Annotated in this window: 14 protein-coding genes; 6 read left to right on the top strand and 8 right to left on the bottom strand. The window is 41.2% G+C overall.

Annotation, left to right across the window (positions count from 1 at the left end):
- Positions 1-255 precede the first annotated feature (255 nt).
- Both P4S60_RS05885 and P4S60_RS05880 read left to right on the top strand, forming a co-directional pair.
- Positions 256-693, top strand: coding sequence for a SulA-like leucine-rich domain-containing protein (locus P4S60_RS05885; protein WP_063706205.1), 438 nt, complete (start codon positions 256-258; stop codon positions 691-693).
- Positions 694-733: 40 nt separating this feature from the next.
- On the top strand, positions 734-1,213 hold the full coding sequence (locus P4S60_RS05880; protein ID WP_062564233.1) for a YchJ family protein: 480 nt from the start codon (positions 734-736) through the stop codon (positions 1,211-1,213).
- 31 nt (positions 1,214-1,244) lie between these two features.
- Here the strand turns inward: P4S60_RS05880 and P4S60_RS05875 are convergent, their stop codons facing one another.
- Positions 1,245-2,075, bottom strand: a complete 831-nt coding sequence (locus P4S60_RS05875) for an alpha/beta hydrolase (protein WP_337115329.1) — start codon at positions 2,073-2,075, stop codon at positions 1,245-1,247.
- Positions 2,076-2,077: 2 nt separating this feature from the next.
- The gene (locus P4S60_RS05870) at positions 2,078-2,722 is read right to left on the bottom strand and encodes an alpha/beta fold hydrolase (RefSeq protein WP_337115328.1); all 645 of its coding nucleotides are present in this window, start codon (positions 2,720-2,722) and stop codon (positions 2,078-2,080) included.
- A gap of 362 nt (positions 2,723-3,084) precedes the next feature.
- Between P4S60_RS05870 and P4S60_RS05865 the strand changes: the two genes are divergently transcribed.
- Positions 3,085-3,972 carry a LysR substrate-binding domain-containing protein gene (locus P4S60_RS05865; protein ID WP_054551603.1) on the top strand — a complete coding sequence of 296 codons (888 nt, stop codon included), beginning with the start codon at positions 3,085-3,087 and terminating at the stop codon, positions 3,970-3,972.
- A gap of 55 nt (positions 3,973-4,027) precedes the next feature.
- Positions 4,028-4,792: a YdcF family protein gene (locus P4S60_RS05860; protein ID WP_337115327.1), complete on the top strand. Its 765-nt coding sequence runs from the start codon at positions 4,028-4,030 to the stop codon at positions 4,790-4,792.
- A gap of 6 nt (positions 4,793-4,798) precedes the next feature.
- Here the strand turns inward: P4S60_RS05860 and P4S60_RS05855 are convergent, their stop codons facing one another.
- Complete coding sequence (locus tag P4S60_RS05855; protein WP_337115326.1) at positions 4,799-5,551, bottom strand: Nif3-like dinuclear metal center hexameric protein; 753 nt, start codon at positions 5,549-5,551, stop codon at positions 4,799-4,801.
- Positions 5,552-5,701: 150 nt separating this feature from the next.
- Between P4S60_RS05855 and P4S60_RS05850 the strand changes: the two genes are divergently transcribed.
- A complete protein-coding gene (locus P4S60_RS05850; RefSeq protein ID WP_063706001.1) occupies positions 5,702-6,079 on the top strand; it encodes a hypothetical protein in 378 nt (125 codons plus the stop codon).
- A gap of 31 nt (positions 6,080-6,110) precedes the next feature.
- Here the strand turns inward: P4S60_RS05850 and P4S60_RS05845 are convergent, their stop codons facing one another.
- The gene (locus P4S60_RS05845; RefSeq protein ID WP_337115325.1) at positions 6,111-6,587 is read right to left on the bottom strand and encodes an HPP family protein; all 477 of its coding nucleotides are present in this window, start codon (positions 6,585-6,587) and stop codon (positions 6,111-6,113) included.
- Between the two features lie 98 nt (positions 6,588-6,685).
- Here P4S60_RS05845 and P4S60_RS05840 point away from each other — a divergent pair, with 98 nt between their 5' ends.
- Complete coding sequence (locus P4S60_RS05840; RefSeq protein ID WP_337115324.1) at positions 6,686-7,228, top strand: TetR/AcrR family transcriptional regulator; 543 nt, start codon at positions 6,686-6,688, stop codon at positions 7,226-7,228.
- A 54-nt stretch (positions 7,229-7,282) separates the two neighbouring features.
- Here P4S60_RS05840 and P4S60_RS05835 read toward each other — a convergent pair whose 3' ends face one another.
- The 4 genes from P4S60_RS05835 to P4S60_RS05820 form a co-directional block, all read right to left on the bottom strand.
- Positions 7,283-10,465, bottom strand: a complete 3,183-nt coding sequence (locus tag P4S60_RS05835; protein WP_337115323.1) for an amidohydrolase family protein — start codon at positions 10,463-10,465, stop codon at positions 7,283-7,285.
- 106 nt (positions 10,466-10,571) lie between these two features.
- Positions 10,572-11,396, bottom strand: coding sequence for a M90 family metallopeptidase (locus P4S60_RS05830; protein ID WP_337115322.1), 825 nt, complete (start codon positions 11,394-11,396; stop codon positions 10,572-10,574).
- A gap of 90 nt (positions 11,397-11,486) precedes the next feature.
- On the bottom strand, positions 11,487-14,024 hold the full coding sequence (locus P4S60_RS05825) for a diguanylate cyclase domain-containing protein (RefSeq protein ID WP_337115321.1): 2,538 nt from the start codon (positions 14,022-14,024) through the stop codon (positions 11,487-11,489).
- Positions 13,907-14,392: a two-component regulator propeller domain-containing protein gene (locus P4S60_RS05820; protein WP_337115320.1), complete on the bottom strand. Its 486-nt coding sequence runs from the start codon at positions 14,390-14,392 to the stop codon at positions 13,907-13,909. Before P4S60_RS05820 ends, P4S60_RS05825 begins: the two co-directional genes overlap by 118 nt.
- Between the last annotated feature and the right edge of the window lie 66 nt (positions 14,393-14,458).

Here is a 14,458-nt window from a genome sequence, read left to right as displayed (position 1 = left end):
AAAACACTTGTATAGAAGAAAAATGTAGCGTCTTATACAGTACTGTACAAAACACTGTATGAGTTAGATGCTAAATTTTTTAGCTTTTTCATTCTGCAATCCAAAACCATAACTAAATGTTTAATAAGAACTAAATTATTTTAATTAAAATAAAACTGAATCATTGGTTAAAAAATAGCAAAAAAGTACTTGCGCAAAAACACTGTATAAACTACTGTATACACATACTGTATAAACAACCAGTGAGTGAAAGTTATGTTACAGCCAATTACCTTAAGAACAGTTAAAAGCTACCAACAAGATAACGACAAAGCGTCTGTTAATTTAATTCAAATTGAAGACGAAATATCAGCAACCTTTGAGCTATTAAAAGTATTACATCATTACAATAGCCAAAATGCATGGACACTATTAATTGCCCCTGATCATGTTCCTAGCAAAGCATTATTAGATTCGTGTTCAATTGATACCAGCAAACTACTTGTGATCAGACAAAAGCATTTAGTAAACCTTGAGTACGTACTTAGCTCAGCATTACATAACGGTAACTTTGCTGCTGTGATCACATGGACAGATATTGTAAACAATCATCAACTTGATTCGATGAACTTAAACCTTGATCAGGCATCAGCTAAGTTTTATTGCTTTACAAAAAGCGCTCAATTAAACAATTTAGTACCGCAGCCACAATAGGCTTGTTAAAATAACAATTTACATTTTTAGGTAAGTTGTTATGACATCACTCACACACTCCCTTTGTCCTTGTGGCAGCGAATCGACTTACGAGCTTTGCTGCCAGCCTTTTCATACCGGTGCAAGCCAAGCTGATACCCCAGAGCAACTTATGCGTTCTCGTTTTAGTGCATACGCGCTAAAAGATGCAAAATATGTATTTAGTACTTATGCACAAAGCCAACAAGCCGCGAACCCGGTTCGCGAAATTAAAGATTTTGCTAATAGCTGCCGTTTTACCAAACTCAGTGTTTTAGAGACTGAACATAACGAGCAAGAAGGCTTTGTAGAATTTAAAGCAAATTACTTTTACCAAAACTTGTATTGTGAGTTACACGAAAAGTCGCGTTTTATTAAAGAAGATGGCTTATGGCGTTACCTAGATGGCGATATAACACCAGTTGCAGATATTAAAATTGGCCGTAATGATGAATGCCCTTGTGGTAGCGGCAAAAAATATAAAAAGTGTCACGCTCTTTAATTGCTCTTATACCAATCCGCTTACTTAAGTATTATTGCGGGTTGGTATTAGTCTGGTAAATCCAGTCTAAGGCTTGGGTAATCGTTGTTGGGAATGCAGTTGCATGGCGTGCCTGAGGGATAACAAATAAATTCGTTGTAACCAGCGCGCCACTTTGTTTATTAATTTTAGCTGCTAATTGCCTTGCGCCCGACACCATTTGTTCACCTTCGCTTTCTTCAAGTTCACCCACTGCGATGTAAACTTTTGTTGTGATGGCAGCTGGTTTTACAGCCATAGCTAATATTGAGTTTTCTTTAAACCACACAGAAGGACTGCCGATAATATAATTTGAAAAAAGCGAAGGCTCAGTAAATAAAGTATAGGCTGCAAATAAACCGCCAAGCGAGTTACCGACTAACGTGCTTTTTTGGGTTGTTCTGAAGTCAGCCTCAATATAAGGTAATACGGTATGTTTTAGGTAATTTAGATACTGACTTGCTCCGCCAGTTTTACGTTGCCAATTTTTATCTTCAAATGGCGTGTAGTCATAAATACGGCTATTAAGCCCCGGCACACCTTTTTGATACCCTACTGCTACGATAATCACTTCTTCCATCACCCCCGAATTCATCATGAAGCGACTGACGCCAGAGGCAATTGGCATACTGTAGTTTGCATCTAACAGGTAAACAACGGGGTAGCGCTTCTGGTTTTGCTTTTGGTAGCTGCGTGGCAATTTAATCGTAATAGGGTATTCGTTTTCGGTATGTTTATCTTTAAGTAACACAGTATTAGTACGTGGCAAAGTAAACGGCTCAGCATGACTTACAGAACTCACGCTCAAAACACTGATCACAAAAACGAGCAATATATAAGGCATAGTTAATCCTTTAGCCACTTCTTAATTGGTAACAGCCACTCATCTTTTGGTTTATAAAATGCGCCATGGGAGAGCCCTGTATTAATGCTTATTTCTTCGAACTTAGTTACGTCACTTCTATCAATTAAAAATTGGCAAGAGCCAACCTGATCTGAGCGCTCAAAGATAGAATACACCTTGCCATAAGCCTTAACTGATGTGTGATCTTTTATAAGGCCTGCACAACCTGCCAATATAATTAAGTTGATATTTGTACGTTTAAGTTCATTGGCTGCTAGGATCGACAATGCCCCACCCCGTGAAAAACCGACCAAACTAATGTTCGACTCAGCAACACCGGCACTGATCAATGCTACAACATCTGCAGCGAGCTTTTTCGCAAACGTAAATGGCTCAGTGTCTTTTGGCCTGTGATAGGCAATTAAATGATAGCTCTCATCTGCCAGTGCTTCTTTTACTGCAATAAAGTCATAAACACCAAAGGTTTTGTGAACAGGCTTAGGGTTTGTCCCTTCAACAATAAAACCATGTGAATAAAAAACATAGTGACCATGCGGGTCAATCTCTGTTGGAAACTGACTGTAAATAGTACCCGCAAAAGCAGGAAAAACCCAACAAGCCCAGAGTAAAAGTACAGTTCGTAACACAAGCATCCCTTTAAAAAATCACAATACACTCATTAGAAGATACTAACATGTTAAAAAATAATACCTTAGTGAAAAGTCAGCCCTATTTTTAGTCATTAGAATCCAGGATTAAATTAATGACCAGATGCTTTAAAACATTTAAAACAGCAAGTTTCAACTTGAGGTAAATTCATGGAATTTCAAAATCAACCTGCAAATATTTTTATGACAACGCTGTCAATTAATTATAAAAGGGCGTATTGTAAAAAAGAAGATAAAATAACCATCACTTTTAGACGTCTAGACGTTGAAAAAACAAATTCTAAGGCGTAGTATGTTCGTAATCTGAGTTGGACTCACATTTTTCATGAGATTTTTTAAAGATGATTGATATAAAGCACCTAAAAACCATAGCGACCCTCAAAGAAACAGGCTCTTTAGTCAATACCGCCCGTGAGTTATTTTTAACTCAATCGGCTTTATCGCATCAAATTAAAGATCTTGAGAATAAGTTAGATTGCCAACTGTTCGAACGTAAGACACAGCCTGTGCGTTTTACTCCGCAAGGTATGCTACTTCTTGAGCTCGCCAATGAGGTGTTGCCACGAGTTGAAGCGACAAAGTGTCGTTTAAAAGAAAGCCTTAACCAACCAATTTCAAATTTACGTTTAAGTGTTGAGTGTCATGCCTGCTTTCATTGGTTGCTACCAACCATAAAAGAATTTAATAACTTTTGGCCTGATATTAAAATTGATTATGAGCGCGGCTTTAGTTATGACGCCATTCCAGATTTAATTAATGATGAGTTAGATCTTGTGCTGACTTCCGATATTCGTGAACCCGATCAGCTTGAGTATGCTCACCTATTTGATTTTAAATTAAAACTAATCGTTGCACCGGATCATGAATTGGCAAAAAAAGCCTATGTCACCGCCCTTGATTTAAAGAACGAAACAATTATTTCGTACCCTATTCCGCGTGAGCGCCAAGATATATTCAAACATTTTATTCAAAATGCACGCTTTGATGGCACGCTTAAAACGGTTGACCAAGGCTTATTGATATTCCAATTAGTGAGTGCAGGTATGGGGGTTGCAGCATTACCAGACTGGCTAGTCACTCCTTATGAAAGCCAAGGACTCATTAAGTCTATTCCGTTAGGTGCGCTAGGCCTTACTCGCCCTATGTATTTAGCGATGAAAAAGAATATGAAAGATAACCCTGTTTATCGTCACTTTTTAAATACGTGTAAGCAAAATAACGGTCGCTAAAACAAGGCAAAATAACTAACATAGCTGCATCTATTACAAACAATAATGTTGATACATGTTTGAAATTAAAAAGATCATTGGCTCTTTATTAATGCCCTTGCCGTTGCTCGGGCTGCTTACTTTAGTGATGGTATTTTTAGCCATTGCCCATAAACGCAAAGCACTCTATTTTGGCTTTGTTAGCATTTTAACTTTAATGCTGGTAAGCACGCCATTTATTGGCCAGTCACTGATAGCTGCAAGCAATAACCCTGCATGGCAATTTAACCAAGCAAAACACCCTAAACTTGATAATATAGTGGTACTTGGCTGCTCTATAATGCCCAACTCGCGCCTTCAAGCAAACCACCAGTTAGGCGATTGTGCGCTTGCTCGATTACTTGAAGGTGTTAAACTTGCCCACCACTACCCAAATGCCACCCTCTATGTATCAGGAGGCGGCTTTGCTAATGCCACCAATAGCCAGCTCATGTTTGAGACAGCAAAAGCGCTTGGTATATCAGCAACTAGAATTAAACAAAACCCTCTCGCCATGGACACCGCAGAAGAGGCGAAGCGACTTGCCATTTATTTAGTCGATAGAAAAACAGCGCTTGTCACCTCAGCCAGCCACATGCCGCGAGCGAAAGACTTATTTAATGCACAAGGTGTTGACGTAATCCCAGCGGCAACCGACTTTCAAGATTTTAGTCAGTATCCAACATATAAGCAGTTTATACCTGATGACAATGTACTTGTTGCCGTTACCAGAGTCGCTCATGAAAAAATTGGCAGTGCTTGGGTGAGTGTGCGCCGCTGGATTGATCCAGAGGCGCTGTAGACTTAATCAGACTGGATTGTCGATATCGATAAACGTTACATCAAAACCATGCTGTTCAGCTAAAAGCTCGCCTAAGGCTTTAATGCCATACCGCTCAGTCGCATGGTGCCCTGCTGCAAAAAAATCGATACCTTGCTCGCGTGAGCTATGAATTGTTTGTTCAGAAGCCTCACCAGTGAGATAAGCATCAATCCCTTGGGCTGCCGCTAAATCAATATACCCTTGTCCGCCACCGGTGCACCAAGCGATGGTGTCGATTTTCTCTTTTCTTACCAAGCTTGTTAATGGTGCACGATTAAGTACTTGGGTAATTTTGTTGGCAAACTCTTCACCACTTAATGGGGTTTTTAAGCGCCCTTTTACCGGCACACTATTTGGACCTGATTCAAGCCCAGCAGTGAATTCAATATCAAGTAACTTTGCCAGTTGCGCGTTATTACCAATTTCAGGGTGTATATCTAACGGTAAATGATAGCCATATAAGTTAATATCATTATTTAAAAGCGCAGCAATGCGGCGCTTTTTCATCCCCGTGATTGGCTGCGACTCGCCTTTCCAGAAATAGCCATGATGCACCAGAATTGTATCTGCATTTTCTGCAATCGCAGCATCAATCAATGCTTGGCTTGCTGTGACACCTGTCACTATTTTTTTTACTTCACTCGCCCCTTCAACTTGTAATCCGTTTGGACAAAAATCAGCGATTGAATCAGGTTTAAGAATGTCGTTTAATAATTGAGTAAATTGTTTGCGTTGCATATGGAAATCGTCCTTCAACCCTTTATTTTGTGCAAATTTTGGCGTTTATGGGTGAAAAATGGAAGGAAAATCGCAAAAAATTGAAAAGTAAGCTGAAAATAGGTATAAATATATATTCTTAATCTGTGTTTACAACGTATAGGGTCTCTGATGAGCAAACTAGACAAAACAGAAGTGTTAAATGCCTTCGAAGCAGCATACGAAGCAGCGAATGGTAAGAAACCTGAAATCACTACAAAACCTGGTTGGTATAGCATCGATGGTGGCAAAAACTTGCGCCTTGCTGATGTTGCAGCGCTGACTGAAGAGCTCACTTCTGGTAAAACAGCTGAGCCTAAAGCAGAAGAAGCACCAAAAGCACCAGCGAAAAAAACCAAAACTAAAACCGCTGCACCAGCTAAAACAGCTAAGAAAGCACCGTTTACTGTTGTTACAGCAAACGATGATGGTTACAAAGCTGAAGAGCTTTGGATTGTTAACCTAGCTGAAAAAGACCACGATTGTCGTTTACCGCGTGGTGTTGTGTAATTTAATTACACTCATTCATTTTAAAAAACCGCTACTCGTTAGCGGTTTTTTTATGGCTGTTCACTTGGCTCGTTATAATCCATTGACTAAAGCTGCCAAACAACACAATAAATACCGTTCCAATTAATACGGGCATCACTAAAAAATCCCAGCTTTGCATAGATTGCATTATCAAAATTGGGTTTGCGCCTGCCGCTGGATGTACGGTATCTGTCAACATCATTAGGCTAATTGCCAGTCCTGTTGCTATAGCAATTTCAACAGGCCCTACACCGACATAATTTACAAATACAACACCGATTAATGCAGTCAAAAGATGCCCACCAATAACATTTTTCGCTTTCGCAAGCGGACTGTGTGGCACACCAAATACCAACACGGCAGTTGCACCAAACGGTGCCATCAACCACACACCGTAATGTCCTAGTTGCTGTAAATAGGCCAACACAAAAATTGCCATACAAGCAAATACACCCGCGATTGCCGCTTTAGTTACTTTATTATCCATTACACCCCCAAAGTAGACCGATCTGTCTACCTTGCAAATGGTAGATAATTCGGTCTACTTCTGTCAAGCTATCATTAGTCACCCAATGAGGCCTTGTTATGGATAAACGAACACATATTATTATGACCGCCCTGTCACTTTTTTATCAAAAAGGCATTCATAGTGTGGGAATAAACGAAATTATTAGTGTGGCCGGTGTCGCTAAAAAAACCATGTACCACCATTTCGCAAGTAAAGATGAATTGATACTCGCGTGCCTTAGTGAGCGACATACCCGATTTTTAAATTGGTTAACGCATGCCACCAGCAAGCTAACCACTGTTGAAGCATTTAAAGTAGCGTTGATAAGCTGCCATGAAGCTTGGTTTAACTCTGAAGTAACTGAATTAGGTGATTTCAATGGCTGTTTATTTATTAACACTGCTGCTGAGTTTGCTGATCTGGCCAGCCCAATTAACCAAGCCTGCAAAGAGCATAAAATGGCAGTCCAGCAGTTAATTAAACAGCGTTTATCAAACTGTAATAACATGGAAAGTTCGCAGCTAGACTCGCACAGCCACTATTTGATGACGCTTGTAGAGGGCATGATCTGCCAAGCAAAGCTAGTTGGAATTAAACATTTTCCTCATTTAAAACAATAAATTAACAATAAAAAAGCGGCACAATGGCCGCTTTCAGTTTAGATTTACGCTATGTTAGATTTTTTCAAAATATAACTTTTCGCGTTTTTTCTCACCCACTTCGTTCATGGTGGCAGCATCAAATAGACGACCATTGATCATGGTGTAATCGATTTTATCTGTATCACGAATGTTAGTTAGCGGGTTACCGTCAATAACGATTAAATCGGCAAGTTTACCCGGTTCAAGAGAACCGATGTTGTTATCAAGACCAATGTATTTAGCAGGATCTAACGTTGCTGCACGAATTGCTTGAAGTGGTGTCATACCACCTTGCGCAAACATCCAAATTTCCCAATGTGCCGCTAAACCCTCACGTTGACCATGAGCACCTAGGTTTACTAAAACACCTAAGTCTTGCAGCTCTTTGGCAACACGCGCATTGTTAAAGTGGTTATAGTGATGATCGGGCGCCTTAACACGACGCATTGAACGAGGTAAAAGCTGATTCTTTGGTACAAACTTACTTAAGCGTGGGTGATTCCACACATCCGTCTTGTCGTACCAATAATTTTCACCCCAAATACCACCGTATGCAACACCCAGTGTCGGCGTGTAACCTACATCACTTTGTGACCAAAGCTGGCGAATATCATCGTAAATATTGGCAACAGGAATTGAGTGTTCAATACCCGTATGACCATCAACGACCATAGTTAAGTTGTGTTGCAGTAATGAACCGCCTTCTGGCACAACCATCATTTCAAGTTCACGACCTGCTTCAATAACTTGCTGGCGCTGTTCACGGCGTGGTTGGTTATAGGATTTAACGCTAAACGCGCCCACTTTCTTTAAGCGCTCAAGATGGAACTTAGCATCTTCTAACGAATCAATATGCGACGTGTAACCTGGCATATTCGCACCATATAAAATGGTACCCGTTGAGAAAATACGAGGAGCGACAATCATGCCCGCTTTTTGCATTTCGCTTGCAGCAAAAATCTCAGTGGTGTCGTTTGATGGATCGTGAATCGTTGTCACGCCTAACGCTAAGCCCGCTAAGTTCTTCCAGTTTTGCTGTGGAATAATCTCATCGCTACCTTGCGAGCCGTGAGCATGCGCATCAACAATACCCGGCATAATCGTCTTACCAGTTACATCAATTACTTCTGCACCTTTAGGAATAGCAACACTGTCTTTACTACCAACCGCTTTAATATGCTTACCATCAGTAACAATAACGCCGTTTTCAATAACCTGCTCACCGTTCATGGTGATAATGCGTGCGCCAGTTAATGCAAATACTGATTTAGGCTCCGCCATGGTTTTTGTAAAACCAATGTTATCGCCACTTTTAACTTTAAAATCAGTCTCAGCATTTTGGTTAATATCAAATAAACCCGCTAGGCTTGCATGATATAACTCAGGGCCTAAGCTCCAATAAAGTTTATCGCTTGTGCCACTCCAGCTGATATTTTCACCCGCACGAACAGAGAGCTGCTCAATTGGGAATTGGCTATCTTTCGGGCCAATATTAATGGTTTTACCACGCTCAACAAATGGCGTAACAAATACTTTGAAACGCTCTGCAAACGCTAAGTACTCACCATCTGGTGATACTCTAAACTCTGTTGCATGCTCTGACTCATAAAGTTTGCGAACTTGTTTTGATTCAAGCTCAACAACGCTCAATGTTGGTTTTGGCCAAGGGCTCATCACATAAATACGGTCGTTTGCTGCACCAAATTGCGGCTGATAACCTGATTTAGTGATAAGTGTTGAATCACCGCCTATGGCACTTACTGAGTAAATACCCGGCTCTAATGACCATGTTGGGTTAAGAATACTGCCGCCGGATGCTTTACGATAAACAACTGTTTTACCATCTGGGCTAAATGTTGGCTCTACGTATTTACCCGGCTCTTTGGTAAGGGTATCGCCACGGCCACCGCGTGAAGACACAACACGTACAGAGCCCTGTTCGTTATCATCCCATGTGGTGTAAACAATCTTCTTACCATCTCGAGAGAACTGCGGGAATAATTCAAAGTGGTCGTCTTGCTTAGTCAGACGCTTTACTTTGCCAGACTCTAAATCACGCTTATAGATATGACCAAGCGCTTCAAAAATAGCCGTTTCACCATCAGGTGAAATTTGTACATTACGCAGCATTTTCACATCAAAATTATCGCTGTCGATGTTTTGTGTAAAACGCACGGCTTTTTGAATTTGCTTATTAGTTTCAACTTTAAATGGAATAGTCGAGACAGACTTATCATCCACATCTAGCTTATGAATTGACCCACCCGCCCAAAAGACCAGTTGTTCGTTATCTGGTGTCCAAGCAATTGTTGGGTATACACCATGAATAGCCCATGTCTCTTGCATATCGCGCTCAAGCTCGCCATACAGCTTGGTATGCTCACCAGTGTGAAGATCATATAAGTACAAGCTTGTTTGGAAATCATCGCGCTTGATATACGCAAGTTTTTTACCATCTGGTGAAGGTGTCGGTCGAATAGCCCCACCCATGCCATCAATAATTGTTTCAATCTCGCCGGTTTCACGGTCGTAGCGTTTAATTTTATAAATGCCCGCTACAGAATCTTTAGAGTAATGGAATGTTTTACCCGGCGTTGCATCATGCGAGAAATAAACATAACGACCATCAGGTGAGAACATCGGCTCGCCTAAGTCTTTTTGGTCGTTTTCACGTGCAGTTAGCTGTACACCTTTACCACCCGCTTTGTGGTAAAGCCATACTTCACCAGCACCTAAAGAGCGGCTTGCAGTAAAGTGCTTACGTGCTACTAAGTAGTCGCCATCAGGGCTCCAAGCAGGACTATTTAACAAACGAAATGTTTCGTTCGTGACTGCTTTTTGGTTTTCACCGTTTAAATCCATAACCCAAATGTTGTCGCCGCCACCTTGGTCTGAAGTGAATGCAATGTGCTTACCATCTGGGCTAAAGCGTGGTTGCATTTGCCATGCAATATCACTGGTTAATTGCGTTGCAGTGCCACCTGACATTGGCATTGTATAAATATCGCCAAGTAGGTCAAACACCACTGTTTTACCATCAGGGCTAATATCTACGTTCATCCACGTGCCCTGCTCAACACTAATTTTAGCGTCTAGGAATTGGCCTTTTGGTGCGTCCACCTGCCATTTGTCATCATTTGCTTGCTCTGCTACTACTTGCCCTGTAAGAGCAAGTGAAATCGATACAGCCAGCACTGTATGAAGCATTTTCTTCATTGAAATCTCACTTATTATTGTTTTGCTTATATGCACACTTTTAGGATTGCACCAAATAGCATAGCAAGATTCCAGCAATTCGTGTTAAACAAACGTAAATAGTCGACTAATGCCACGCAATTGGATCAAACTGATAAAAGCCAACCAGTAAATGATAAATTTCAGGGTCAAACTGCCTGAGTTCGGCGGGTTTTTCTAAAAAGGTTTCGGTAATAACAGCAAAAAACTCTGCTTCGTTTGTCGCACCATAGCTATGAATAACATGAGGCATACCATAAGCTAAATGGGTTTTGAGTTGATTAAAGGCACGGCTAAATACTTTCGCCCACTTTTGGTAATCTTCGTTACTCGAAAGTAATGGCGTGCCCGTGGTTTTGCCGGTTTCTTGGTCGAGCTGATGGGCAAATTCATGAAATACCAAATTATGACCATCACTTGGTAAGCGGTTTCCCTCAAGTACATCATGCCAGCTCAATACCAAGGTTCCGCCTGGCCATGATTCACCTTGGCGAACGGTATTGTGATAACTGACAAGCCCAGCATTATCACGGGAGGTTTGCGGGGCATAATACGCACTGGGGTATAAAAGGATCTCTTTTACATTACGATACAATGGCCACGGTTTATTGAGCACTAAAACACAGGCATCGGCTGCTACAATCAACTTCATTGCATCATTAAGCTTAAGGCCATCACAACCAATAAAGCGTTTTTCATTTAAAAACCAAACGATATGACGTTCTAGCTTTTCGCGGTCGGCATCCGTCATCTTTCGATAGATGGGCATATAGTTTAACAGCAAATTTTTTTGCTGAGCATTGAGGGTATTATTGAGGTATTTTTTCTGCCAAAAGTGATTACGGATGTCGTCCCAGCGCCAGTAACACACAACAAAAATTATTAAAAAAAGTATCAAAACCAGGTTAAGCATTACTATCGCCTAAAAAAACAATCTTGATACTTTAATGTGTGCAAACAAAAAAAGATCAATTGTTTACACACATTTTTATTTTAACGCTGATTATTCAAGCGCAATACAGCCTTGATTATAAATAAAAATTTGGTTTCGACCGTTATTCTTCGCATTGTATAAAGCGTTGTCAGCATGTGATAGCAAGCGGTCATAATCAGCAACTTGCGTATTATCCGCTACACCAAAACTCACCGTCACAGAGAGTCCTTGCGCTAATTCGGAGAAATCGTAACCCGCTATCTCTAAACGGATAATTTCGCACAGTCTTGCGGCTTCTTCAGCGTTTTTGTAAGGGAACAACAGGGTAAATTCTTCACCGCCCCAACGCGCCGCATAGCCTTCATCAGGGAAATTCATACGCAGCAAACGAGCGATTTCACAAATCACTTTATCACCAATCAAGTGCGAGAAATTGTCATTAATCAGTTTGAAGTGATCAATATCCATAATCGCAATACTGAGTGTTTTATTATCACGTTGGAACTGATTAAAGTTTTCAGACAACCACATATCAAAAGCACGTCTGTTCGGTAATTGCGTTAATTGGTCATGATTCGCTAAATGAGCAAAGGCATCGGCTTGCGTTTGCAAATCATGCATTTGCTGTTCAACTTTTTCAGTTAACTCAATTTCAATGCGCTTGTAATGATATAAGCGGTATTTATAAATCACATAAGCAGTAAAGAGCACAGCAATTAATATAAATAACTTAAAGCTGGTTTTTTGCCAAAAATAAGGGGCAATTTTAAAACGCAGTACTTGCTCATTATTTTGCCAATCACTATTTGGGTACCCTGCGCGCACTTTAAAGGTATAGTCACCCGGCGGTAAATTGGTGTATTCGGTAATGGCCAAACGTCCCCTGTCTACCCATTGTTGATTGTAACCACTTAATTGAGTTTGGTAGTTTAACCGCCCCGGCATGATAAAACTAAGCCCTGCGTAATTAAACGAAACTCGAGAAACACCAGCAGGTAAGCTCAATACTTCATTGCCAACGGGTAAAGTCATAGGTTTGCCATCGACTTCGAAGCTTTCAATAACCGTCGATAAGCGTCGTCTACTAGCTTCTTTTAAGCGCTCTGGTGTCGCAATAGCGACACCTTTGGCTGTAGCAACCCATACTTGTCCATCTGAATGAAGTACAGCAGCAGGGTTTGAACCGCCATTCGCTTGCGCGCTTAGCATGCCATCGCCTTCATCATAAAGCTGCATCGAAACACTCATTGGCTTAATTTTTTCAGGGTTATCTAATAGTGCAACCAGCTGAGCTTTGTTCACTTGAATTACACCACGGTTACTGGTTAGCCACAATGAATCACCTTGCTCAATAACTTGGAACAGCTTATCAACCGGTAAACCTTGGTCTCGACCAAACAAGCTCATTTTATCTGTACTGAGATTGTAACGAACAAGGCCTCTATCGGTTGCAAGCCACATTTTATCGCCATCTAAGTAAAAGCCGAATGCATACTCAGTGCTGAACTGCTTTGGAAACTCAAGAGTTTTAAATTGCTTAGTAGCCGGGTCATAAATGGACACACCCACTCCCGTGCCGACCCACAACCTGCCATGGTCATCCTCGACAAGGGCCATAATAAAATCACCAATTAAGCCATCTTCTGTGGTGAATAATTCAGTTTGCCCAGCAGGGTCAATTTTGGTTAAACCACCGGCCGTGCCTATCCATAAGTTATCCGCTTTATCAAAAAACACAGCGCGAACTTCGTTGCTGATCAGTCCATTACTGCGGTTTTTTACTGGGTAAATTTGTCCATTAACCACTTTCATTAAACCCGCAGTGTAAGTACCTACCCATACTCCGCCCTGCTTATCTTCAGTTAAACTTAATACGGATAGCGGATCTTTTTCATAGGCTTGAATAAGGGTGGTGAGCTTGCCATTTTCAATACGATTTAAGCCATTACTACTGCCCACCCATAAGCTGCCATCAGAATGTGATAACACGGTACGCACATAGTCAGATGCAAGCCCACGGCTTTGACTCCAGTTTGTAAATGGCGCTTCACGCAAGCGAAATAATCCCGCATTTGTACCAACCCAAATACTTTTTTCGCGGTCTTGCAGTAATGATAAAATACGGTTGTTGGGTAAGCCATCATCTGCCGCTAAGTTTTCAAGGCCTAAACTGCTGAGTCTGAACACCCCTTTATTGATGGTGCCAAACCACAAATCGCCCTGCGCATCTTCCAGTAAGCTGGCAATTGATTCGTTGTTAAGGACGGGGTTAATAGCAACAAACTTATCGTTTTGCTTTTGCCATGCCCCTTTTTCAGTGCCGACAATTAAAGTGCCTGACTCAGTTAGTAATAAGGTAAACACAGAGGCATTTGGAAGCCCAGAGTATTCACTGACCTTACTAACTTGCTTATTCTTTATTCGATAAAGACCATCACTGGTTGCAGCCCAAATCACGCCAGTGTTGTCTTGTAAAAGACGATAGGCGCTTAGCTTATCAAGCAGTTTTTGCTCAGTGGCAGTTTCAGAGGCTCGATACACAATACCTTGTCCTTCAAGTGCCAGCCATAGCTCACCTTGTTCAGTAACGAGCGCGTGATTAACCATGGCTGATGAACTTGGTAATGCTCGCCACCCCCTTGTGAACGAAGCGCAATACCGCCACGAGCACCCACGATATATAAATCGCCATTCTCCATCGGGATCAGGCTACGTAAGCCAGAATCAGGTAAGCCAGGAATTTCTGTTCGAGTAAAAAGTTTAAACTCACGACCATTAAAACGGGCAAGCCCTTCCCAGGTCGCTATCCAAATGTAACCATCTTTGGTTTGCGTAACGCCATTAATGCTATTGTGAGGAAGGCCAGCGCGCGTACTCCAAGTCTCGGTAAAATAATCACTTAAAGAAAGGCGTGCAGAATCAGCAAAAGCGCTGAAACACAAGAAAAGAAAAATACAACTAACTACCCGCACCATAAAACTAAAACCCTGATATTTATTATCGTTCTATTCAGTGATGTAGCTCTGTGAAGCCAAAGTCAT

Origin of the sequence: Pseudoalteromonas sp. Hal040 (assembly GCF_037162425.1) — a bacterium.
Classification (GTDB): domain Bacteria; phylum Pseudomonadota; class Gammaproteobacteria; order Enterobacterales; family Alteromonadaceae; genus Pseudoalteromonas; species Pseudoalteromonas gelatinilytica.
Note: the sequence above shows the minus strand (reverse complement) of the source record. Positions and strands in the feature narration are given on the sequence as shown.

Bases quoted from the DNA above. Each gene is read 5' to 3' on its own strand.
- P4S60_RS05885 (WP_063706205.1), top strand. From the start codon at position 256: ATGTTACAGCCAATTACCTTAAGAACAGTTAAAAGCTACCAACAAGAT.
- P4S60_RS05880 (WP_062564233.1), top strand. From the start codon at position 734: ATGACATCACTCACACACTCCCTTTGTCCTTGTGGCAGCGAATCGACT.
- P4S60_RS05875 (WP_337115329.1), bottom strand. From the start codon at position 2,075: ATGCCTTATATATTGCTCGTTTTTGTGATCAGTGTTTTGAGCGTGAGT.
- P4S60_RS05865 (WP_054551603.1), top strand. From the start codon at position 3,085: ATGATTGATATAAAGCACCTAAAAACCATAGCGACCCTCAAAGAAACA.
- P4S60_RS05860 (WP_337115327.1), top strand. From the start codon at position 4,028: ATGTTTGAAATTAAAAAGATCATTGGCTCTTTATTAATGCCCTTGCCG.
- P4S60_RS05855 (WP_337115326.1), bottom strand. From the start codon at position 5,551: ATGCAACGCAAACAATTTACTCAATTATTAAACGACATTCTTAAACCT.
- P4S60_RS05850 (WP_063706001.1), top strand. From the start codon at position 5,702: ATGAGCAAACTAGACAAAACAGAAGTGTTAAATGCCTTCGAAGCAGCA.
- P4S60_RS05845 (WP_337115325.1), bottom strand. From the start codon at position 6,587: ATGGATAATAAAGTAACTAAAGCGGCAATCGCGGGTGTATTTGCTTGT.
- P4S60_RS05840 (WP_337115324.1), top strand. From the start codon at position 6,686: ATGGATAAACGAACACATATTATTATGACCGCCCTGTCACTTTTTTAT.
- P4S60_RS05835 (WP_337115323.1), bottom strand. From the start codon at position 10,465: ATGAAGAAAATGCTTCATACAGTGCTGGCTGTATCGATTTCACTTGCT.
- P4S60_RS05830 (WP_337115322.1), bottom strand. From the start codon at position 11,396: ATGCTTAACCTGGTTTTGATACTTTTTTTAATAATTTTTGTTGTGTGT.
- P4S60_RS05825 (WP_337115321.1), bottom strand. From the start codon at position 14,024: ATGGTTAATCACGCGCTCGTTACTGAACAAGGTGAGCTATGGCTGGCA.
- P4S60_RS05820 (WP_337115320.1), bottom strand. From the start codon at position 14,392: ATGGTGCGGGTAGTTAGTTGTATTTTTCTTTTCTTGTGTTTCAGCGCT.